The following is a 23,645-nucleotide window of genomic DNA, read 5'->3' as shown; positions in this document are numbered from 1 at the left end:
CGGTCACACCAGCGATGTCCCGCGCGTTTAGTGGTTTTCAACCATCGTAACCGGAGACAGCCAGAGATGGAGGTAGCCGTGACAGCGGTGTTAGCTGACGTTCTGAGTTAGCTTACAGCGCGGGACGTGTTTGGAGACTGCGATTCTTGTCAGGCTTCAAACCGAGCCGGAGGACCGCTTCTCAGGCCGCAGGCGGTCCCCACAGCGCCGGAATCTCTGGTAGCCGTAGGTGGTATTGATGTCTAGTTTAATGGTGACAACCCTTACCAGCTGGGGTCTAGAGCGCGTTCGCGACCTTTCAACCTTTAGTTATCAAAATAAGCGCACAAAAAATCACGCCCTCCCGAGAGATAGCGTGATTTTTATGGCTCTACAATATTTGGTGTTGATGGCATTCCATCGACGCCAATTTTTTTGTAAAATAAAAGGACACATCCTCAAATGCACCACCAGTACCGACCAAAGTAAAAGTAAAGGCAAGTGAGAATTATGTCCCAAGAACATTCTATCGAAAATATCCTACAAATCCAAGACCCAAATATCACGTGTACTCATATTGATAACTCAGATCCCGAAAAGCAGCTTATCTATGCTAAATTGACCTATCCATTGGGTACTTGCCCACTTTGTGGTCAAGCGCCAGTAGTCCGTTTTGGTACTAATCTAATCAACGTTCATATTCCTCCCGTTAAGGAACGTCCAGTCATCCTAAGACTGGCTAAACAGCGTTACCGTTGTAAAACCTGTATGCATACTTTTAGCGCTCAAACGACACTGGTTAAACCGCACTGTCAAATTTCCGAAGATACAAATAGGATGATTATTCTTCGCTTAAATAAAGACCGCAGTATCACTGATATCGCAGAGGAATTGAATATTTCACCTGTGGCGGTCAATCGAATTATTGAAAAACTGGCAATCCAAACTAAGACTGCTTTAACAACCTTACCAACCGTCCTTTGTTTTGATGAATTTCGGTCAACTGGGGTCCAAATGAGTTTCATCGCAGTTGATGGTCAATCACATCGCTTGGTTTCTGTCTTACCAGATCGCCTCAATAAAAGTATTAAGAAACATTTCACTGGAAACTACTCAAAACAAGAACGTAACCGCGTTAAAGAAGTCGTTATGGACTTTAATGCTCAATATCAATCCGTCATTCATGAACTGTTTCCCAATGCTAAAATTGTCGCCGATAACTTTCATTTAGTTTAGATGGGCCTAAATGCACTTAATCAAACTCGGGTCCAATTAATGCATCGCTTCGCTAAGGATACGAGTGAATATCGCATTTTAAAGCCTAACTGGCGATTGTTTTTAAAGTCATACCATGACTTAGAAAAACGCAAACCACAATGGTTTGCGCATTTAAAAGATTGGTTCACTCAGGAACGATTCGTTACTAAGGGATTAGAAATTGATCCAGTTTTCCAACACACTTATTTTATTGCCCATGGTCTTGTAGATGCCTTACGTCAACGAGACTATGGCCGATTCATCAAGTTTTTAAACAATCCGGGAACAGTCAGTCCTCAACTTGAAGAAACCATTAAAACTTACCGCAAGCATTTAACACTTATCAAAAATATGATGGCAAGTAAACACTCGAATGGCCCAGTAGAGGGCGTTAATCGCAAGATCAAGCAAATAAAACGGACCGCATATGGTTATCGGAACTGGTCGCATTTTTACACAAGGATTCGAATTGAATTTACAATCAAAGTCGAAAAAAAGAAACCAATTCGTAAGTGAATTGATTTCTCATAAAGCTATTCATCAACAGCCGTTGACAAAGAGCCTTTGTTTGTCTGTCTTTACAACATTGCGTGGTGTTAGGTGACGCGTTACCAGCATCACCCAACACTAAGCCGTGGCGTTAACGGCCGCGGCCCCACTGCGTCAGCTGGGCGACGACGTTTTTCAAAATCTTAATGCCCAGCTGGTAGTCGGGTTCTGACCCCAACATGCGAAAGGCCAGCGTCCACGCGTCGTGGTACACGCTAACGGTCAGCTGGAAATGCGGCATCGTCCGGTAGGCGCCGTACCAACTGCGGTGGCAACGCGCGACTCATTCGGTTGAGCTCGACTAGTGGTGGCAAATAGGCCAGTTCATCGCGCAACTGACTAATGGTCGCTTGCGTCCGCTGGACCACGTCGGCCAGTTGGTCACCGGCCTGGACAGTGATGGGAATCGGCATCTCGCTAGTCAGATTGGCGACCTGGACCACGTTGGTGGCTACGACCGGCCCGTGCAACCGCAGATCCACTTGATACGGGATGATTAATCGACTTTCACCGGTCAAGGCAAACAGCGCCAACGCGTAGGCCGACAACAGCACGGCGTTCATGGTCACGTTTTCCGCTTGGGTCCGCTGGCGTAAGCGGCGACTGACGACCCGCGGAATCGTGGCCTCGCCGCGGTGGTGGTGGACATCCCCTTGTAAACGCGGGAAGGTCTCATCGGAATTGCCATTCAACGTGGGCAACGCCCGATGGGGATGGCGGAGGTGGGCCAAGATTTTGCGCACGCTCCGCTCATTGGTAAAGTTCGCCAAGTCCTGGCCATCATAGGCCGCGGCGAGCAGGTACAGGTAGTGTTTGAACCCCTCACCATCCGTCAATAGCCGACTCATCGACAAGCGCAAGGCGTCGTAGTCGGGATGGTGGAGAACTTGAATCTTGAGTTGGGAACCGGCCAAGACGTCTAACGCCGCGCGACCTGGGTCGTGGGCGGCTGTAAACTCTTCGATGACCTGGTCCAAAGCGTTGGCCTCGACTTAAAATCGATTCCAACGTAAATTGTAGCGACCCAACACCTGTGGGACCACCGTTTGTGTCGTGGCAATCGCGGTCTTCAACCGAGCCACGTCAATGGGGTGCGTCAAACTCAGTGTACACTCGAGTAACGGATACGTTTCCGCCAAATCTAGCGTTGGCATCAAGTCCAACGGTTCGCCATGATAGATCATGCTAACACCCCTACTTGCTAATTTACCCACAGTATAGCAAAGCTCGTCGCGTTGACCGCAGCATTTTACTCAGATATTGCGAAAAATTAATAAACCCGTAACTTACTATTTATGTCGCCGTTTTTTCAGGGACTCTGTTAGAATGGGATCAGAAAAAATGAATGAGGTGACCTTTTTGACAAATCAACTAGCGCCCGTTTCCTGCAATGCCACGCTTATCGTGACCAGCCACCGGGTGTTTCAGCCAGACTTAAACGAACATGACTCGGTCTTTGGTGGTAAGATTCTCTCGCTGGTCGACGACAGTGCCTACGTGGTGGCCGTTCGTTTGACCCACAAGACCGTGGTGACGGCTTCCTTCGACCACGTCAGCTTTCTGCGGCCGTTTCACTTGGACGACTCCATGTTCTTAGAAGCCTACGTGACCGGTACGGGGACGCGGTCACTGGAGGTCTTCGTCAAAATCATTGGCGAGAACCTCACGACCGGCGAGCGCTTTGTCGGCTACACCTGCTTCATTACCTACGTGATCGAAGACCCCACGGCCAGCGACCCATTGCCTGATATGGTGCCCGTCACCGCCGAGCAGCGCTACATCTGTGCCGGCTATGCCAAACGAACGGCCCAACGCAAGGAGCGCCGGGTGGAGCAACGCGGGTTAAATGCCCACGTTACGGTCTCCTCACCGTGGCCGATGTAATTGTTTCACGTGAAAACAACCCTATCCTGTGATTGACACAAGAATTGCGATTTAACGGTATTATTGTACCAACAGAGAAGACCTAAAAACACTGAATTTGCTATGGAGTGTGCCAGCTCTGTGCCAGCAAATCATCCAAGAAAACTAACCAAGCGATTACCGACAGCCACGGCAATCGCTATTTGTGTCCCCGCGTTTGCCGCGCGCGCCGTGCAGCACGAAAGGCGCAAGCGCGAGCAAACGGCGGCCGGCGTCAGCCGGCCGCCAAATACCCCCAGTATCTAACAGGGGGGTAGTAAAGTAAAAAAATCATGTCCGAACACCGGGTAGATCCTTGATACGACGCGGCTTGTAGCAACCGGAAATATAATGTGGATTCCCGGTTAATCCATCATTTCAGCTAATTTCGGTGGCACAAGGTAGCATGACTGTCACTGTGCCGGTAGATAAATCCGGTTAAAAGCAACGCACTATCGCAATGGACGTTGTGTCTGCCATTTGATACTGTACGCTATATTTCCGTGATTACTATTCTGCCGCTGATGACGAACCCGGCGGGCCACCCCGATGAGGCAAGTACGTCGTAAGACGATTAGGTAAATCTAGCTTATATCAGTCGATAGGTTGCATAGGGAACTCGGAATCGCCGCTGGTGGTCAGCGTGTTTCAGTCCTTCGCTTTCAATCAGATATTCAGGTAAAAGGGCAACACCTTTCCCGTTTTTTACCAGGCTAATGATACTGTCCCAAGAATTGATTTCTTCGACCCTAGCCAGATCGTGGTGAGCGTACCGCAGCGTTCTCATTCGGAATGGACAATGATGGTCACTATTTACCAGCAGTGGCAGCGTTCGGCTGTCATTGTTTGCGTCGATCAGGAAGGCTGCGTTCAAGTAGTTCCGGGCAATTTCCTGATACGCCGGATTTTTAAAGTTGGCATAGGTGACAACTAGGTTCGCCCTCGTATCCGAGATTTCAAGCATGTCTGTGGAGCTTAGAAGCTCGAAGGTATTATCGGTCAGCGAATAACGCTCCTGTTGGGCTGTCAACAGCGGAAAGAGTAGCTCGGACATGATGATGTGCTGCTTCTGTACCTTGGTTGCAATCATGCGCGTTCTAACCGCGTCAGTCGCATTCAAGACTGACTGGGCATAATCATAGAACAGCGCACCGCTATTCGTCGGTGTGAGTCCTTGATAACTGCGTGTAAACAACGCGACACCAAATTCTTTCTCGATAGCTTTGAGCCTCGCGGTGATGTTTGATTGGGCAAAACCCATCAGTCGTGCGACGCCGTTGATTGAGCGTTGTTGGTAGAGGTTCACGTAGATCTCTAAGTCTTGTAGTTGCATGGACATAGCCACCTATCACTTTTTATGATTACCATATCACAATCTGATAATAGGCGCTACGTGAGATTCTCGATATACTAACCCCGTAAGCAACTAAGTTAGACAGGAGGAATTGTCAGATGCCATATTTACGCGTTCGAATCGCCAGTGCTACGCAAGACGTCACTTCACAGCAGGTGGCTACGATGTTAACGAAGCTAGCCGTTGAGAAGCTTGGCAAGAATGCCAGCGCCGCAGCAGTCGATGTTCATTTTACAAAGCCCGAAGATTGGTTTATCGGTGGTCACGCACTATGTGAGATTGGCGAAACGAGCTTCTTTGTCGAGATCAAGATTACGGAAGCAACTAACTCCAGAGATGATAAGGCCGCATTCGTGAAAGCAACATTTGAAGAAATGGTTAAGCTGTTCCCTAAAGTCGCGACGACCAGCTATGTTGTATTACAAGATGTCGCTTCCGAGAGTTGGGGTTATGGCGGGAAGACACAAGAGTATCGTTACGTGACGGGTGACGCTGACTAGATAGAAGCATGGTTTGTACAAAAATATGCCTAATTCAACAGTGAGGTTGAGTTAGGCATATTTGCGTTACTTGGTCTGATCGAGTATTTGATTTCGTAGTGTCATCTCGATTTGCTTAAATTTGCTTGTGCTGTAATCCGTATTAAGCCATTCGGCGACTCGCCATAAATCACTGTTTCTTGTCACGTAGGTGTCGATAATTTGTTTGAGGATCACTGCTTCTTGATCATCATCGCCAGCGGTTCTATGATATTTGGTGTTGATAGAGAAATCTGTCGACATCATTTTTTGTATAATAAAAGGGACACACTGCCCCACAGCAAAATAGTCGACTAAAACCAATTGAAAGTGAGAATGACAACATGTCCCAAGAACAGTTTACAAGAAATCTTCTACAAATTAAAGACCAAAATGTTAAGAACTTTAGGGTCCTAGATGAGTCACGCGATGCTCTGCGCATTTACGCGGACCTTTCATACACCCTTAGCGTTTGCCCACGATGTGGCAAACATGAAGTCGTTAAGAATGGCTTTAAGACCGTCAATATTAGGATTCCCAATATTAGCGAACGGACGGCCCTATTAATCTTACGGAAACAACGCTTTCTCTGTAAACACTGCGGTCATACTCAGATGGCACAAACCACCGTCGTAGAAGGCCAACATCAGATTTCGCGGAACGTCCTACATGGCATTACCAGAAGTCTAACCGAAGATCGGACAATGGCTAGCATTGCCTCGCAATATAACGTCTCAACCAACACTGTAAGCCGCCAGTTAGCTGCATTGGGTAAGCAGACTCAACCTGCCTACAATGGTCTACCAGTCTCCCTATGCATTGATGAATTTCGATCTACAGGTAATCAAATGAGCTTTATCGCCATTGACGCTCAAAAACATGATCTCGTCGCTATTTTACCAGGACGAAAGAACAAAGAAATCAAAGAATTTTTCTTGAATCACTATGACTTGAAGAACCGGGAAATGGTCACCCAAATCGTCATGGACTTCAACTCTCAATACCAATCAATCATTCATGCCATCTTCCCAAACGCTATCATCATCGCCGATAATTTTCACTTGGTTCAGATGACTTTAAGGTCATTGAACCAGACTCGCGTACAGGTGATGAAACGCTTCCCCAAAGATACCCCTGAGTACCGTATTTTCAAGTATTACTGGCGGCTATATCTGATGAGCGAGGACCTTGAGAAGAGTAAAACCCAGTGGTTTTCGCACCTCAAAGACCATTACACACAAGAACAACTTGTTTCGAAAGGTCTAAGCCTAAGTGAAGTTCTCACACGTACTTACTTCTCAGCCCATGGCCTCGTAGAAGCTATTCGTAACCGTGACTATACAGCTTTTATTAAGGCCTTAGGAGAAGTCTAGAACGTTAGTCCTCAACTTCTAACAACCATCAAAACCTTTATTCATAAAAAGCAATTCATCAAGAACATGACAACCTGTTCACTCTCCAACGGTCCAATTGAGGGTGTGAACCGTAAAATTAAACAGATCAAACGCACCGCTTACGGCTACCGCAACTGGACCAACTTCCACTATAGAATACAGATTGAATTTAATATCCGGGTCCAAAAAAGAGGCCCAATTCGTAAGTGAATTGAACCTCTCAAATTCTCCCCATCAACACCGGTTGACAAAGAGCCATTTTTATTTCATCATTTTCAAGAACTGCGAACAATTCCAATTAAGCTTTAGTCATTCATTGACGAAGCGGCTTTAGTCTTGCGAAAGACGAACCATTTACTGAAGAAGTAATTGGCCAGAACCACGACAACCTGGTCAACCAATTTGGTCAACATCTCGTTTTGCGATAATAACGAGACCCCAATCCACATGATGCCTTCATCCATAATCAATGTGACGGCCCGTACCGAGAAGAACGTCACAATCTCGCGGCCCAGAGCGCCAAACGTCGTGAAATGGGAATGGAAGACCCACACCCGGTTGGTCAGATAGGCGAACAGCACCGACACGAACCACGCCACGGCCGTCCCAATTTGGTAGTTCCAGTGCCACATGCTAGCGGTCACAAAGAACACGACCAGGTTAACTAACGTCGTCAATCCCCCGAAGAACAGGTAGGCAATGACACTCTTGTATTTATCATAAAGCTGTAGTAGCTGTTTCATAGAAATCCTCCCCGAAATGGCACCTCGTCAATTCTTGTTATAACTGAAATTTCAACGGGACACAAGCAAAATCCCCGATTCAATAGAAAAAGTTAAGGGTTCAGGTAGTAAACAAACTCTCCCTAGTGACGAGTTGATGTTTAAGTTGTTGGTTGGTCGTTGTGGCGGTCGAGGGTGTTTGGTGAATGTCACAAGTTAAAGTAATTTATTTAATCTCGCCTAATTGACCCCAAGGAAAAGCACCACCCCGACGCTACCGCCGAAATGGTGCTTGCTTTTAATTTAAAGTTTTAACCGTTGCTGAATCAGGGCAACAACGTGACTCTTGAAGAGCAGATAGAGTAAGACCACCTGAATCGGGGTCATAATTCCCTGTTTTAAGAGCCGTATCGGCAACAATCCCCAGAATGGGGTCTTGTACATGATCGCCACCCACAACGTGTTCAGCAGCGCGTTAACCACCACTGAGATGATCACCTGAGCGATGATCAACCGCGACCAACTCGCCGGCTGCCGATACAGGAACAAGGCGTAAATCAGTGAGCCGAGTACCGCCGACAACGTGAATCCCAGAAAGAACGGACCACCCGACATCAGAGTCCCAATCACGTCAACGACCGCGGCCGTCATCATCCCCCACCAGGGACCAAACAACCGGGCAATCAACGCGGCGACCAGGAACGTGAAGCTAAACTTCAGGAAGGCTGGTCCCACCGAAAAACTCTTGATCACCAATTGTAACGCCATCAACAGGCCCATGGTGACCAAACTCAACGTACTCAGCTTAGGCAGCCGAGAATCTACCGTCATCTTCAATTCAGACATCTCCTAAGGGAGTTGCCACATCGCTGCGGCCAATGCGGAAATAAAATCGCGGGCCAATTGCCCTTCGTCCGGCGTTCACATTGCGTTCCACTGGCACTTGACGCTTTATTTCCTACTCCGTAAATTTTAATTACAGCAACTAGCTTACCATAACCCGATTGGAGATGCACGCGTTACGCGCGATCAAAATCTTTTAGCCAGGCCAAAGCCAAGGCCTTTTCTCCCAAGTGTGTCCCGATAACCGGCCCAAAGTAGGACCGTTCCACCGGAATCTCGGGATACTGGGTTGCAATCTTATTGGCCCAGGTCTGACCACCCTCGGGATCGTTGGCGTCGATGACCAGCGCACGTAGCGGATAGTCCACCTTGGCTTGGGCCTCAACAAAGAGGTCTTCCACCCGGGCTAGCGCCTTCTTACGTGACCGCACCTTTTCAAAGGCCACAATTTCATGGGTCTCATCGTCGAATGTCAATAATGGCTTAATGCGTAAGACGCTGCCGATGAATCCGGAAGCGTTGGACAATCGACCGCCCCGTACCAAGTTTTGTAAGTCATCGACCACGAAATACTCCCCAATCGTCGACCGCAAGTCGTCTAACCGAGCAATAATCTCATCGGGATCGGCACCCTTCGCCGCCATCCGTGACGCTTCAATGGCCAGATACCCCATTAATTTAACGGTGATCTGCGAATCGTAAGGAATCACCTTGATGTTTTCAATCGTCGGCGCTAACGCCTTTAGCTGGTTGACAAAACCCGAGATCGTGCTAGCCAGATGAATACTAATCACCGCGTCATAGCCCTCTTCGGCCAAATGATCGTAAAGATTGATCATCTCGCCCAAGGGTGGCTGTGACGTGCTGGGAAAGGACTTAGAGTTGCGTAACCGTTCGTAAAATTCGCTCGTGGTAATATCAACATCTTCATCATAGGAGCGACCATCAATGATCACCGGAATTGGTACAACGTGAATTTGATACCGCTCGACCTCTTCTGCGGACAAATAGCTGGTACTATCGGTGACCACAGCAATCTTCATGTTTATACCCCCACTTTTAATTATCTTTTATTTACTGCGTGACTGAGGCTAGTGGCGAGCATCCCCACCACGTCCCGCACACGTCCAGACTGGTCCGTGCGCACAACGCCTCTAACTTCTAAAAAACGTCTGCCATCCAGACACAAATTAAGTTTCAGAAACTAGAATACCATAAATCACGCAACACGACTAGGATTTGTCCACGGCTGCTCGGGGAATTGTTAGGAAAATAATTAACCCAATGACAAACAGAATCGACAATGAAGCCGCGCCAATCCGCGATTGTCCGGTCATTTGCGTAACCACGCCGACCAGAATTGGCCCGAGCACGGCGGAAAATTTCCCTAAAATGTTGTAAAAACCGAAGAACTCACTCGACCGTTCCTTGGGGACTAACCGCCCGAAGTAGGACCGAGACAACGCCTGAATCCCTCCTTGGCTGGTCCCGACCAGCACGGCCAGAATCCAGAAATCGGTGGTCGTCTTTAGGTTCAGGGCATCCAGACAGATTAGCAGGTAGACCACGATGGCGATTAGAATCCCCGTTCGCGTGCTAGTCTTGCCCGCCAACCACCCGTAGAAGATGGAGAACGGAAAGGCCACCAGTTGAACCACCAGTAGCACCATAATCAATGTGGTACTGTTAATCCCAATGTCCAACCCGATCGAGGTGGCCATGGTAAAGATGGTGTCGACCCCGTCAATGTAACAGAAGTAGGCAATTAAAAACCAAGCTAAGTATTTGTGTTGCCGCAGATGGCGAATCGTTTGCCAGACCCGGTGCCAGCTCTGCCGTAGCGGGGCCTGTGTCTTGTCCAAGGCGTGGCGCTGATGAACATTACGCTGGAAGGGAACGTAGAACACGATCCACCAGACCGCGGCTAGGGCAAAGCCCCACCGCGCGACGCCCAGACTGGAGAGCTGACCAAAGCCGTGCGTGAATTGCAAGACCATGAAGAGGACAAAGGCAATCACACCCCCCAGGTAGCCGAAGCCGTACCCGACACTCGAGAGCCGATCCATCTGCCGGTCGTCACTGACGTCGGTCAGAAAACTATCATAGAACAGGTTCCCACCTGAATAGCCGAGAATCGATAGAATATAAATAAATAGCAGCCACTGCCACTGTGAGGACGGCAGAAGCGCTAACCCCAGCGTCATGACCATCCCCAGGCTGGCAAACCCCGTCAGCAGGCGTTTCTTATACCCCTGATAATCCGCCAGTGCCCCGAGAAATGGTGCCAGAAGCGCAACGAGTAACGTCCCAAAACTATTGGCATACCCCCAGTAGGCCGTGGCGTTGGCCGCCGTGACTCCACTACTCTGGGCCACGCCCTTGAAGTAAATGGGGAGCACCGCCGTGGTGACAATGATGCCGTAACCGGAATTGGCCCAATCATAGAAGACCCAACTCCACTGTTCCTTATTTAGCTTCATCATAACCCTCCTTAAACGCTGCCGTCAGGGCATGTCCAGGAAGAGCCTCTGGAAACTGAACATTCAATAACTTGGCAAAGGTCGGCGCCTCATCAATCAGTCGCGCCTCGGCAATCGTTTCGTTGGGCTTAATGGCCGGACCATTCAGCACCAGCGTGGTAAAGTAATCGGGCTTGTCTGGATCGTAGCCGTGGACCCCGTGATAGCGGTCCGGTTGCCCCAGACTGTTGGGATCGACCGCTTCAACGACAGCTGGACGCTGGGTCTCGTCGGTAAAGTAATACCCGGCCTGGGCCTCGACCATGAATTGACAGTGCGGATCGGCGCCGCGCTTGGCCGCAGCCGCACCCGAGATGACCTTGGCCACGCCCGGTGTCTCCGTCAACAAGCGTTCCAAGTTCTTGGTATCCGCAAAATTACGCGTATAAACGTAGGTACTGCCGTCGCAAGACTTGGCCCAGACGTGCCAGTCGTGTTTGACCGTGCCCTGTTCCGTGGCCGTTAACCAGCCACGTTTAGCAAAGGCCTGGTTCAAATGAATCATGTGGTCCACGTTAATCTGATAGTGGTCGCCCAAAACGGCAAAGTTGGTCGCCGCAAAGGTACCGGCCGCAATGGTCGCGTCAATGAGCTTACCGACCCGCGCGTCTAGGCGCTTCAGGGCCGCCATGGCCTCCGGGGACCGAACCCCGTAACGGTGCCGCATGCTGTCCATGTCGACCAGATGAATCAGCGTCAGCGTCGGCTTCTTGTGGACAATGGTGTCTACCGCGCAGGCCGTAATGAAGTCATCGAGCTCTGGCTGTTGAATGCCGCGCCGCAGATGCCCATACTTTTGATTCATCCGTAAGAGAAAGGCCGGACTGCTAGCCTTTAATGAGACCAATACTTGATTGGTCCAGATCCGATTGGGAAAGATCTCCGCTAAATTATAGGTAATCTTACTCCCAGCCGTGACGGGCCACAGGAACGCCGCTGTCTTCTGGTGTTGTTGCCGCACCAAATCATAGAGCGTTGGCACCTTAACGTCGCGCTGGTACCAATACCAATCGGGTGACTGGCGCTGTGGTTGTAACTTCGTGTTGTTGACAATCCCATGAACCGCCGGATACTGTCCGGTGATGATCGTGGTGTGGGATGGGTACGTGAGCGTGGGATAAATGCCCCGTACGCGACGCACTCGGGTCCCCGTGACCACTAACCGCCGCAAGTTCGGCAGCTCTTCTAAGTGTTCATCCAGGTCACGACTACCCATTGCATCTAACGAAATGACGACTAATCTCTGCTGAATAATGACTCACTCCTTATGCTTAAACGCCCTTATGGTTCCTTAACGGTGCGTTGCCGGTCCATACTTTTATCGAGCCGGTTCAATAATATCTGTAATAAATTGCGTTCATCGGTTGACCAGTGTTCAAAGACATCATCGGATAACGCCTCAAAAGCCGAATTGATCGTTGCGGCCGTTTCCGTGCCATTATCAGTTATTGTATAGACTAACTGACGTTTATCCCGCCCAATTGCTTTCTTGGTCACCATTTCTTTGGCCACGAGGCCCTTGAGTTGGCGACTCAGTGTCGAGGTGTCCAACTTGGTTTTCTGGGCAAGAATTTCTTGGGTGTTCTCACCGCCCCCGATATGGTCGAGTAGCTGCCACTCGGATACGGTCAGATGATGTTGCTTGGTCATCCGTTGCAGCAACGTTTGTTGTACTTTATTGATGGCCATTAACGCCGCTAAACTGGATTTCATTTGCCCTCACTCCTTTTGGTTGTATTGTACAACGATTTGGTTGCTAATCACAAGTCAATTTGATGACAAGTTTTACGCCCGAATTCCTCCGATTCCAAGGAAACTTCTTTGCACTTCCGCCACTGGGCCGGTATACTTTAAGTTGTGTCGTTTTTAACGGTGAAATCAGCTGCGTGTTGCCGGATCCCCAACCATGAGGTGTTCGGGTCCCCACGCTAGCACTGAACATGATCGCGTCTTCTTATAAAAAATAATGTGTTAGAAAGGTGTTGTTTTTATGTCATTTGACGGATCCTTTACCCATGCAATGGTTCAGGAACTCAGTCGTCATCTAACGACTGGCCGGGTTAGCAAGATTAACCAGCCCTACGACAATGAAGTCGTCCTGACGATTCGGGCCAACAGCCATAATTATCCAATTCTCCTATCGGCCAACCCGACCTACGCGCGGATTCAAGTGACGCAGATTCCTTACGTCAATCCGCCCGTTCCCACCAACTTTACCATGATTCTGCGGAAATACCTCCAAGGCGCCATTCTCAAGGGAATCACCCAGGTCGCTAACGACCGGGTCGTTCACCTCCACTTTACCTCCCGCAACGAACTGGGGGACCAACAAGAGCTCCTCTTGATTATTGAAATCATGGCACGCCACAGTAACGTCATTCTAGTGGACAGCGCCAGTCAGAAAATTCTAGACGCCATCAAGCACGTCGGTTCCGATCAGAACCGGTATCGGCTCTTACTCCCGGGTGCCCAGTACATCAATCCACCGAAGCAGGACCTCGCCGATCCCTTTGCCGGACCCCAGGCGGACCTCACGCAGACGTTACGCGACTTCCCTAACCGTGAAGTGCTGGCCCAGACGCTTCAGCACCAGTACCAGGGTCTCGGCAAGGACACCGCGGCGGCCCTGGCCAGTGCCCTTCACGAACCCGGCGATGCGCCAAAACACTTCACGGAATTTTTCGCTGGCTTCGATGATCCCCAACCCACGCTGACCATCTCTCCTAAGGGCAAGACCAGCTTTACCGCCTTTCCTTACCCGACCGATGGCCAGCAGCAGGCCGCAGCCACGCTTAGCGAACTGCTCGACACCTACTACCAGGACAAGGCCGAACGCGACCGTGTTCAGCAGCAAGGAAGCGTCCTGATTCGCGTCGTGCGTAATGAACTGAAGAAGAACCGCAACAAGCTCAAGAAGCTCCAGCGGACCCTCGCCGAGACGGAGAACGCCGACGAGTACCGTATCAAGGGTGAAATCTTGACGACCTACCTGAATCAGGTGGAACGCGGGCAAACGTCGGTGTCTCTGCCGAACTTCTACGACGAGAATAAACCACTTAAGATCCAGCTCAGTAACCAGCTTTCACCGAATCAAAACGCACAGAAGTACTTCAAGTGGTACCAAAAGGCCAAGAACGCCGTCACCTACGTGAACGAGCAGTTGAAGATCACGCAGGCCGACGTCGATTACTTCACCAACATCATGGCCCAGATCGAACTGGCTGCGCCTAAGGACCTGGTCGACATTCGACTCGAACTCCAACAAGGCGGTTACCTCCGTGATCACGACCATCAGAAAAAGAATAAGAAGCAACGTCGGCAAAAGGTCAGCAAGCCCGATCGGTTCACCGCTAGCGATGGCACCAAGATTTCCGTGGGGAAGAACAACCTGCAAAATGACCAGTTGAGTCTCCACACCGCCAAGCGCACCGATATTTGGCTCCACGTCAAGGACATGCCGGGATCACACGTGATCATTCACGCCGACCATCCCAGCGAGGCCACGATTCTGGAGGCCGCCAACCTGGCCGCCTACTTCTCCAAGGGCCGTGAGTCCAGCAACGTGCCCGTGGACTACCTGCCCGTTAAACGGCTGCACAAGCCCAACGGCGCCAAGCCTGGCTACGTTATTTTCACTGGCCAACGCACGGTTTACGTGACGCCGGAAAGCGCGCTGGTCGAAAAAATGGCCGATAACTAGCTTAATTGCTAGTTACAACTAATGGCTAAACTAAAAAGCATCCCCTCATTTCACATTGAGGAGATGCTTTTTGTTAGATACAATTTTAAATTAAGCCGCCAACCGACTAAATCGTCCGGTTGATAATCTTATCCAGCTGTTCGGTATCACTCAGATTGCTGAGAGTCAACGCCTCACTCGATCCAAAGGCAATCGTGGCGCCCATTTCCTGATCCGTGGTCCCCGGTCGGTTCAGGACGTGGAGTTGGCGGAACGGGAAGACCGCGTTCATCAATGCTACCCGCTGGCTATTCAAGTCAATCTTGACCGCACTTAGCTCGGCATCATCCAAGGTCCCGATGTGTTGCCGCGTCAGCATGCGCACCCAGTTGATGCCGGTGACCTTGCTTAAGAAGGCCATCTCGGTCAACCGGGTTGGCCGTACACCGACCACTTCCAGCTGCTTACCGGTCGTGGTCTTCGGGGCAAAGAGAATCTGGACCATCCCCGTCAGTTGATGCTCGCTAACGGCCTGCTTGGCCTGTTCGACCAGGCGCAACCGATCGGCCTTCGGAAGTTCCGCGGGCATCCGAAAGGCCGTGACCTGGGCGATGTCTTGATTCATCCCCGGGGCAATCATGTCCATGACCCCCACCGCAATCTTATGTTGTTCGTGCACGAATAGGCTGACGCCGATGGTCGCACGCTTGGGTTGGGGTTGGCCGATCTCTTGGTCCGGTGGCAAGACGTGCAAGTTCAGATTCAGCTTGCTTAGCTCCCGCGTTAAATAATGACGATTCCCTGGCACGATCACGATGTCCGGGTGCTCCACCTTAATCACGTTGAGCACGTCACCCAGTTGAATGGGGTCCACATACTGTTTATCCGTGAACTCCGGTGCTATGCCAATTGCGTTCGGATTGGTGTTCATCAGGATGGTGTGGAAACCGGCACGTTTTAACTGCTTGAGCATCTCGGTGGTGAAATACTCCGCCGCCGTGTTCGGCCCCAGTTGGTTGCCTCCGCGGCCCAGAACTAACGCCGTCCGGTCGCCCAGGGGTTCGCTTTCGTTCTCGTACTCGAAGGTGCTGTAATAACCGCTGGCGTGTTCATCGAATTCCCCGGCCGTGGGTTCAATCATCTTGTAGGTCGGCTGAATGGCCGCCTCGGCCGACAATTGTCGAATGGCGGCCGTATCCGTCTGCCAGATGCGGGCAATCATGCCGTCCCCGAAACCGTAGTACCGGGCAACCCGCAACGTCTCCACGTCCAAGGGATTTTCCTTGATGCGTTTTTCAATCTTCAACAGATGCTGGAGCTTAACGAAGTAGAAATTATCAATCTTGGTCAATTCGCTCAGTTCGTCGGGATCGTATCCCCGCCGCAGGGCTTCAATCAAGACGAGAATGCGGTTGGCCAGTGGGTGAATCAGCTGGCTAATCATTTCCCCATCGGTGAGATTGCTGACACTGGGTAGGACGTCTCGGGGCGAGAACTGCGAGCTCCGGACCGACTTTAACATGGCCTCTTCGACCGACCGGCCAATGCCGATGGTCGACCCCACGGCCTTCATGACCGTGTCCAAATGCTGGTCGGCATCCGGAATCTCCTGGAAGGGCCAGATGGGAATCCGCACGCTCACGTGGTCAATACTGGGCTCCATGATGGCCGTCTGCTTGATAAAGCGACTCGGCAACTTGATGTCGACCAGTCGCTGCCCCAGCAGTAAACCGCCGACCACGAAGGCCAGCGGATACCCGGTGGTCCGGGCAGCCAGGGCCACGCCACGCGTGAAGTACGGCGCAATCTTGGTCACGTAGAAGTGTTGGTTATCGGGATTAAGGGCAAAGTGAATGTGAATGACCCCGACTACGTCCAGCTCAGTGGCCACCCGAAAAGTAGCATCCCGTAGGTCCTGATACTCCCGATCGTTGAGGGTCTGTGGGGGCGTCACGACGATGGAATCCCCGGAATGAATCCCAATTGGATCGACGTTCTCGAGGCCGGCAATCAGAATCCGGGTATCCGCCACGTCGCGGACCGCAATCATCTCGATTTCCTTATACCCCACGACACTACGTTCCAACGTGCACTGGTCAAATCGCGACTGGGAGAAGCCCTGTCCCAACGCGTCCAACATGTCGTCCACATTTTCACAAATCGTGCGGTTCGTATCCAGCCGTGGGGCTACCGGCTTGACGATCAGCGGAAAACCAATCGATTCGACCAGCCCCAATGCTTCGTCTTCCGTCGCGACGACCTTGGCCTCAATCACCGGTTCGTGAATCTCTTTAAGTGTACTGTTCAGGGCCGCTGGATTATTAATCTGGCGCACCGTGGTCGCGGGCATCCCCAGAATAGTAATGCCAAACCGGCCAATGTCGCCGCTTTCAATTAACTCTTGGGTAATCCGCACGCCCAGTAATCCACCAAGTGTTGGCAGAATGGCGTCTGGCTGGTCCCGCTCAATGATGTGTCGGACGTTGGCGGTGGTGACCGCCTGAATGTACATATTGGTGGGTTGAATCTCTTCTAAGGCCACGGAGAAGGGATTGTTGTCAATCACGAGCGTCCGCACCCCGTGTTTTTTAAAGTTCGTGATGATCTGTACCGTGGCGCTGTCCAGCTCGGTCTCGTGGCCAATCTCCGTCGGACCACTCCCAATGATCAAAACTTTTTGTAAGTCATCCAAGTTCTGCAAGCCTTATCCCTCCCGTGCTGTCATAGCTTCCATGAATTCATCGAATAGGTCGCGACTCTCGTGAGGACCTGGGGCACCGTCCGCAAAGAACTGCACGGAAAATGCCGGGTAGTCCCGGTGGCGCAATCCCTGAACGGTCCCGTTGATCAGGTCCACGTAGGTCGTAATCAGGCGGTCCCGGTCAATCGACTTAGCGATCACCGCGTACCCCTGACCCTGCGTCGCGTAAATGATATCGTTGGTGATGATCCGGCGAATGGGATGGCTACTGCCGTGATACTCCACCGGCAAGGCCTCCAGTTGTGCCCCATTGGCCAGGGCAAACAATTCGTGTCCTAGGCCAATCGCAAACAGCGGAATCTCCGCTTGAACCGTGCGAATCATCTCTAGAACGTCCTCGCCTAAATCGAGCGGCGAGCCCGGTCCCGTCGACAATAAAACGCCGTCCGGGTCGAGGTTCAAGACATCCTGGGCGCTAGCCGTCCACGGCAGGACCGTGACGTTACACCGGCGCTCCGACAATTGCCGTAAGATCCCGTGCTTCAGACCAAAGTCAATCACCACCACGTTCTTCCCGGTATCCGGGTTGGGATACGGCTTGGGCGTGGCGACCTGATCGACCTGGCGATTCGTCAGCACCGTGGCATTCAACTGGTCAAAGGCGTGAGCGTCTGCGACATCCACGATACTCCCCTTGACCGGTCCCGCCATCTTGCGCAATTTGCGAACCAAGTGCCGCGTGTCGATCCCACTGATACCGGGGATGTTGTGCTGCTGGAGAAACTCGTCCAGCGACAGCCGCGACAAACGATTGGTCGAGATGTTGGTGACGTCGCGCACCACCATCCCCTTGGCCGTTGGCAGAATGGATTCATAACTATCGTGGTTAATCCCCACATTGCCAATGGCCGGTTGGGCAAAGATAATGATTTGGTTGTGATAAATTTGATCGGTAATCGTTTCCTGATAGCCTAAAAGATTTAAGTTGGAAATGACTTCTCCGCTCGTAGTGGCGCCAGCACCAAATCCCTCACCGGCGTAGGCCGAGCCGTCTTCTAAAATCAAATAGCGTTTTGCCATGCTAAATCGGCCCCTTTATCAAGTCTATGCCTGTTGGATTTCTACGGCGTCTCGGTCGTCAATCTCACTGACGGAGACCTTGATCCGTTCGCGTTGGGAACTGGGGATATTCTTACCCACAAAGTCCGCGCGAATCGGCAACTCACGGTGGCCCCGATCGACCAAGACGGCGAGATTGATGGACTTGGGCCGTCCCAGATCCATCACGGCACTCATGGCCGCGCGAATGGTGCGTCCCGTGTAGAGGACGTCATCGACTAAAATAACCTTCTTGCCGGCAACCGAAAAGTTAATGTTGGCAGCGGACACCTTGGGATCGCGGTCGGCATCGTGTTCGATGTCGTCTCTGTAAGACGTAATGTCCAGATCCCCCACGGGAACCGTCACGTTTTCGAGTTGTTGTAAGCGGCTGGCAATTCGACGTGCCAAATACACGCCGCGTGTCTTGATACCTAGAATAACCAGGTCATCCACGCCCTTGTTTCTTTCGATAATTTCATATGTGATCCGGGTCAGGGCCCGTTGCATTGCCATTGCGTCCACAACTACCTTTGCCATCTTAAATTCCTCCTTAAAGTTTCACGGCGTTCATGTGCAGGAAACGGGCCGGTTTCTTCGGCAAAATCTGGTGAAGAAACCCGCCCGTCTAGCTACCGGCAAACCCGCTTATCTCGTACGTTTAGCATAAAAAACCTAAATTGCTTTGTCAACTGGTAATCCGGCCTCACGGCGTAGTTTCTTCACAACCGCCATAAAATGCGCGGGAACCGGCGCCGTGAAGTCCAATTGCTTCCCCGTCGTGGGCTGAACAAAGCCCAACTCGCGGGCGTGTAAAAACTGGCCCTCACCCTTGAGCGTCTTCTTGGGCCCGTATAAGGGGTCACCGGCGACCGGATGATTGATGTAGGCCATGTGCACCCGAATCTGGTGGGTCCGCCCGGTCTCTAACCGGCAGGCAATCAGGGTATAGGTGCCATAGCGCTCCAACACCCGGAAATGGGTGACGGCCGGCCGACCATCGGCCACGACCGCCTGCTTCTTGCGGTCCTTGGGCGACCGACCAAGTGGCGCGCGAATCACGCCCTCTTCTTCCTTAAAATTGCCGTGGACGATCGCCACGTATTCGCGGAGGTTGGTCTTGGCCTGCAACTGGGCCGACAAGCTCTGGTGGGCGTGGTCGTTCTTGGCGACCATCAGGAGGCCCGAGGTGTCCTTATCGATTCGGTGAACAATTCCGGGCCGCAACGTCCCGTTAATGCTCGACAGCGGGCTGTGGTACAACAGGGCATTCACCAGCGTATGGTTGGGATGGCCCGGTGCGGGATGGACGACCATCCCCTGAGGCTTGTTCACCACGATGACGTCATCGTCCTCGTAGACGATGTCTAAGGGAATGTTCTCCGGCGTCAGGTCAATCGGCTGCGGGTCGGGCAACTCAATATGAATCTGAGCGCCCACGGCCGGCTTATCCTTGGGTTTGGCCACTTGGCCGTCGATCGTAATCTGACCGGCCTCGATGGCCCCCTTGGCCTGTGACCGCGAAATGGTAGGGACCGTTTCGGCGACCAGCTTGTCTAAGCGTGCCGTCTTCTGAACGGTAAAATCTTCTATCTGCATTACTGTGCCTCCCGACGATCGGCGAGAAAGACCCCGATCGCAATAAATATCACACCGACCGTTAAACAACTGTCGGCAAAGTTAAAAATCGGAAAATTAATAAAGTCCAGTTGGAACATATCAACCACGTAACCTTGCGTCAGACGATCGATAAAGTTCCCGATGGTGCCGGCCATCATGAGCGCTAAGCCCAATTCTTCCGGCCAGTGTTCCCCTTGATTCCGGTACCGCCAGAAGAAGACTCCCATGATGCCTAGGGCCACCACCGCGATGATGGCGAAGAACCACATTTGGCCCTGCAGGATGCTCCAGGCGGCCCCGTTATTACGCAGATGGGTCAGCGACACCAATCCGGGGATAAAGCTCTGTTCACCGCCGAGGGGGATGTTGGCCACCACGGCGTATTTGATCCACTGGTCAATCCCGACCAGACAAATGATTAAGATGGTATCAGCTATCAGCATAACTTCTGGAACACCTTTCCTATAAGTCGTTGTTGAAAATTATACCAGAAAAACCGGGCGTTTGACGGTTTGGACGAAATAAAAGTTCGAGAACCCGACCTAACCGCTTAGTTATCACGGGGCACAACGGTCATCCCCCGACGGATTAGGCGTGGCTACCGGCGATAAAGCCCCACGAAATAAGGATTCCGTCCATTGATCAGTGACTGAACCAATTCGCCCTGAAAACGAAAATGATTTTTTATTGGCTCCCGACTGCAACAAATTGGCCGAAAAAAACATTAGTAGTTAGTAGAGGGACTTGCGTTCAGCTAACAAAGCTTATCGCCATTAAACGAGTCATTGACACCACCTGCGGCTGCCAGAGATTCCGGTGCTGTGGGGACCGCCTGCGGCCTGAGAAGCGGTCCTCCGGCTCGGTTTGAAGCCTGGCAAAATTCGCCAGGCTCCAAACACGTCCCGCGCTGTAAGCTGACCTAAGACGCCAGCTAACACCGCTGTCACGGCTACCTCCATCTCTGGCTGTCTCCGGTTACGATGGCTGAAAACCACTAAACACGCGGTGGCATCGCTGGCGTGGCCACGTTCGACCGGCATAATTGGCTACCTCACATGTAGCCGTGAGTGAGCTAAATTTGGTCTCAGCCGTGGGGGTTTCCAAGTGTTCCTCTTGGAAACCGGCGTCTTTGAGACGCGGGCTTTCGGCTCAAAGCGAGGGACAAGACCGCGCTTTGGCTTGTCCCGTCCCTACCCACCGCGTTCCAGACCAAATTTGGCGAACGGTAAGGCGACCAGCACGAGATTACCCTATCATAATGGCTATTATCCTTGTCACACGACTGATTCTAGCCGTTTTCTAGCTTTCAATCCTCAGCTACGACCGGTAACAAAAAAGGAGACCGCCTTAACTCCCGGTCTCCTCAAACTTTGCTATCAGTAGCTGTCAACACCTAAGCTTCACCTAGAACAGTCCCGTGATTTTGCCATCGGCATCGATGTCCATGTCTAGGGCCGCCGGATGCTTCGGCAGGCCGGGCATGGTCAAGACGTTCCCGGTCAGGGCTACGACGAAGCCGGCCCCCAACCGTGGTGCAAACTCGCGGACGTGAATCGTAAAGTCCGTGGGAGCCCCCAACTGATGCGCATCATCGGTCAACGAATACTGGGTCTTAGCCATGCAGACGGGCAGTTTATCCCAACCCTGCTTGGCGAAGGTCTTCAGTTGCCGGGCCGCCTTGGTCGACAATTCAACCTTGGCCCCACCGTAAATCTTCTGAGTAATCGCCGTCATTTGCGTCAATAGATCCGCGTGTTCCGGCACGAGGCGCTTGAAGTGACTCGTCCGTTGGGTCGCAGCTACGACCTTTTCGGCCAGGTCCATGGCCCCCGCACCGCCATCGGCCCAGACGGTCGTGGTGGCAACGGGAACGTTTAACGCCGTAATCTCGGCCGTCAACGCCGCAATCTCGGCATCGGTATCGCTCGTGAAGCGGTTGATGGCCACGACCACGGGCACGCCGTACTGCTGCATGCTGGCAATGTGGCGTTTCAGGTTCGCACTGCCGGCCCGTAAGGCGGACACGTCTTCTTGTTCCAGATCAGCGCGTTTCACACCACCGTTATACTTGAGGGCGCGCACCGTAGCGACAATGACCACGGCGTCCGGCGTCTTGCCCAGTACCGGTGTCTTAATGTCCATGAACTTTTCGCCACCGAGATCGGCCCCGAAGCCAGCTTCGGTCACGGCAAAGTCGCCCAATTGTAGCGCCGTTTGCGTCGCCAGCACGGAATTACACCCGTGGGCGATGTTGGCAAAAGGACCGCCGTGAATGATGGCGGGGTTGTGTTCCAACGTTTGGACCAGGTTCGGCTTAATAGCGTCCTTCAGGAGCAACGTAATCGCGCCGCCCACCTTCAAGTCACCCACCGTAACGGGTTCCTTATCAACGTTGTAGCCAATCAAAATGCGATTGACCCGGCGCTTCAGGTCGGCGAGATCCTCACTCAGGCACAACACGGCCATTAATTCACTGGCCACCGTGATGTCAAAACCGTCCTGCCGCGGCACACCGGACGTTCGGCCACCCAAGCCGATGACCGTCTGCCGCAGTTCCCGGTCGTTGATGTCCAGCACGCGCTTCCACACAATGCGCCGCGGGTCGAGCCGCAATTCATTGCCCTGCTGAATGTGATTGTCAATCAGCGCCGCTAAGGTATCGTGGGCCTCGGTCAGCGCGTGGAAGTCCCCGGTAAAGTGTAAATTAATGTCTTCCATGGGAACAACTTGCGCGTAGCCACCACCGGTTGCGCCACCCTTGAGTCCCATGACGGGTCCCATCGAGGGTTCTCGCAAGGCCAGCACCGTCTTGTGTCCGGCACGGTTCATGGCATCCCCCAGACCGACCACGACCGTAGACTTGCCTTCACCGGCCGGCGTCGGGTTGATCGACGTGACCAGCACTAATTTTCCCGACTCATGATGTCCGGCCAGCGGCAGGTTAATCTTGGCCTTAGTGTGGCCGTAAGGTTCAATCTGATCGGGGGTTAATCCGACCTTCGCCGCAATCTTTTCGATGGGCTCCAGCGGCGTCGCCTGTGAAATTTCAATATCGCTCAATGCAGTTCCTCCTTTGCCACGTTTGGTTTGGCAGCCTGAATCAACCCGGCCAGTTCAATCGCCGAGTTCCGTGGCAACAAAAATTGATAAATCTTTCCCTGGGCAACGATCCCCATGCGATACCGTGACACGTGAACACTGCTGACGTGGGCCAGCGGAATCACCAAGTGCCGATGGTTCAGCACGGTGCTGACCGTCAAGACACCGTTAGCCATGGTGATGTTGCGGTAGTGAACCTCTCCCCAGCACAGCACGGCAAAGACCGCGAAGAAGCCCAGCGTCCACCAATTAAAGTGGGTGACTTCCAGCCAGAAGATGGCCCCGACCATCAGGACCATCAGCGTCCAGCTCCAGCAAATAATGCTGCTGACGGGATTCGGTTGATACAAAAATCGTCGTTCTTGGGTTATCATAACTTCATACACCTCACGCAAAAGATTGGAGTGATTC

17 protein-coding genes and 3 pseudogenes are annotated in these 23,645 nt (G+C 52.0%); 5 read left to right on the top strand and 15 right to left on the bottom strand.

Annotation, left to right across the window (positions count from 1 at the left end):
• Positions 1-489: 489 nt before the first annotated feature.
• A pseudogene (locus KB236_03680) lies at positions 490-1,752 on the top strand (ISL3 family transposase).
• A gap of 124 nt (positions 1,753-1,876) precedes the next feature.
• Here KB236_03680 and KB236_03675 read toward each other — a convergent pair.
• Positions 1,877-2,969 (bottom strand): annotated as a pseudogene (locus KB236_03675) (hypothetical protein).
• A 175-nt stretch (positions 2,970-3,144) separates the two neighbouring features.
• On the opposite strand from KB236_03675, the gene KB236_03670 reads away from it, so the two are divergent.
• A complete protein-coding gene (locus KB236_03670; GenBank protein UIF29844.1) occupies positions 3,145-3,669 on the top strand; it encodes an acyl-CoA thioesterase in 525 nt (174 codons plus the stop codon).
• 607 nt (positions 3,670-4,276) lie between these two features.
• Here the strand turns inward: KB236_03670 and KB236_03665 are convergent.
• On the bottom strand, positions 4,277-5,020 hold the full coding sequence (locus tag KB236_03665; GenBank protein ID UIF29843.1) for a LysR family transcriptional regulator: 744 nt from the start codon (positions 5,018-5,020) through the stop codon (positions 4,277-4,279).
• A 119-nt stretch (positions 5,021-5,139) separates the two neighbouring features.
• On the opposite strand from KB236_03665, the gene KB236_03660 reads away from it, so the two are divergent.
• Both KB236_03660 and KB236_03655 read left to right on the top strand, forming a co-directional pair.
• On the top strand, positions 5,140-5,541 hold the full coding sequence (locus KB236_03660; GenBank protein UIF29842.1) for a tautomerase family protein: 402 nt from the start codon (positions 5,140-5,142) through the stop codon (positions 5,539-5,541).
• A 362-nt stretch (positions 5,542-5,903) separates the two neighbouring features.
• Positions 5,904-7,163 (top strand): annotated as a pseudogene (locus KB236_03655) (ISL3 family transposase).
• A 95-nt stretch (positions 7,164-7,258) separates the two neighbouring features.
• On the opposite strand, the gene KB236_03650 reads toward KB236_03655, so the two are convergent.
• From KB236_03650 to KB236_03625, 6 genes are all read right to left on the bottom strand, one after another.
• Entirely contained in the window at positions 7,259-7,696 is a 438-nt protein-coding gene (locus KB236_03650) for a GtrA family protein (GenBank protein ID UIF29841.1), read from the bottom strand.
• A 282-nt stretch (positions 7,697-7,978) separates the two neighbouring features.
• Positions 7,979-8,521 carry a folate family ECF transporter S component gene (locus tag KB236_03645; GenBank protein UIF29840.1) on the bottom strand — a complete coding sequence of 181 codons (543 nt, stop codon included), beginning with the start codon at positions 8,519-8,521 and terminating at the stop codon, positions 7,979-7,981.
• 173 nt (positions 8,522-8,694) lie between these two features.
• Positions 8,695-9,561, bottom strand: a complete 867-nt coding sequence (locus KB236_03640) for a DegV family protein (GenBank protein ID UIF29839.1) — start codon at positions 9,559-9,561, stop codon at positions 8,695-8,697.
• A 189-nt stretch (positions 9,562-9,750) separates the two neighbouring features.
• Complete coding sequence (locus KB236_03635) at positions 9,751-10,998, bottom strand: MFS transporter (GenBank protein ID UIF30281.1); 1,248 nt, start codon at positions 10,996-10,998, stop codon at positions 9,751-9,753.
• On the bottom strand, positions 10,985-12,253 hold the full coding sequence (locus KB236_03630) for an ectonucleotide pyrophosphatase/phosphodiesterase (GenBank protein ID UIF29838.1): 1,269 nt from the start codon (positions 12,251-12,253) through the stop codon (positions 10,985-10,987). The genes KB236_03635 and KB236_03630 overlap by 14 nt, the downstream gene beginning before the upstream one ends.
• Before the next feature lie 65 nt (positions 12,254-12,318).
• Positions 12,319-12,750, bottom strand: coding sequence for a MarR family winged helix-turn-helix transcriptional regulator (locus tag KB236_03625; protein ID UIF29837.1), 432 nt, complete (start codon positions 12,748-12,750; stop codon positions 12,319-12,321).
• A gap of 277 nt (positions 12,751-13,027) precedes the next feature.
• Here KB236_03625 and KB236_03620 point away from each other — a divergent pair, with 277 nt between their 5' ends.
• Complete coding sequence (locus KB236_03620; GenBank protein ID UIF29836.1) at positions 13,028-14,737, top strand: NFACT family protein; 1,710 nt, start codon at positions 13,028-13,030, stop codon at positions 14,735-14,737.
• A 106-nt stretch (positions 14,738-14,843) separates the two neighbouring features.
• On the opposite strand, the gene KB236_03615 is transcribed toward KB236_03620, so the two are convergent.
• The 7 genes from KB236_03615 to KB236_03585 all read right to left on the bottom strand — a co-directional run bounded on the left by KB236_03615 (position 14,844) and on the right by KB236_03585 (position 23,608).
• Positions 14,844-17,417 (bottom strand): ATP-grasp domain-containing protein, encoded by a 2,574-nt coding sequence (locus tag KB236_03615; GenBank protein UIF29835.1) that lies wholly within the window; start codon positions 17,415-17,417, stop codon positions 14,844-14,846.
• A 3-nt stretch (positions 17,418-17,420) separates the two neighbouring features.
• Complete coding sequence (locus KB236_03610; protein UIF29834.1) at positions 17,421-18,497, bottom strand: carbamoyl phosphate synthase small subunit; 1,077 nt, start codon at positions 18,495-18,497, stop codon at positions 17,421-17,423.
• A gap of 24 nt (positions 18,498-18,521) precedes the next feature.
• Entirely contained in the window at positions 18,522-19,055 is a 534-nt protein-coding gene (gene pyrR, locus KB236_03605; GenBank protein UIF29833.1) for a bifunctional pyr operon transcriptional regulator/uracil phosphoribosyltransferase PyrR, read from the bottom strand.
• A gap of 135 nt (positions 19,056-19,190) precedes the next feature.
• Positions 19,191-20,114 carry an RluA family pseudouridine synthase gene (locus KB236_03600; protein ID UIF29832.1) on the bottom strand — a complete coding sequence of 308 codons (924 nt, stop codon included), beginning with the start codon at positions 20,112-20,114 and terminating at the stop codon, positions 19,191-19,193.
• Positions 20,114-20,578 (bottom strand): signal peptidase II, encoded by a 465-nt coding sequence (gene lspA, locus KB236_03595; GenBank protein ID UIF29831.1) that lies wholly within the window; start codon positions 20,576-20,578, stop codon positions 20,114-20,116. The genes KB236_03600 and lspA overlap by 1 nt, the downstream gene beginning before the upstream one ends.
• Positions 20,579-21,539: 961 nt before the next feature.
• Positions 21,540-23,195 (bottom strand): formate--tetrahydrofolate ligase, encoded by a 1,656-nt coding sequence (locus KB236_03590; protein UIF29830.1) that lies wholly within the window; start codon positions 23,193-23,195, stop codon positions 21,540-21,542.
• On the bottom strand, positions 23,192-23,608 hold the full coding sequence (locus KB236_03585; protein ID UIF29829.1) for an EbsA family protein: 417 nt from the start codon (positions 23,606-23,608) through the stop codon (positions 23,192-23,194). The genes KB236_03590 and KB236_03585 overlap by 4 nt, the downstream gene beginning before the upstream one ends.
• Positions 23,609-23,645 lie beyond the last annotated feature (37 nt).

The organism is Levilactobacillus brevis, from assembly GCA_021383565.1.
Classification (GTDB): Bacteria; Bacillota; Bacilli; order Lactobacillales; family Lactobacillaceae; genus Levilactobacillus; species Levilactobacillus brevis_B.
Note: the sequence above shows the minus strand (reverse complement) of the source record. Positions and strands in the feature narration are given on the sequence as shown.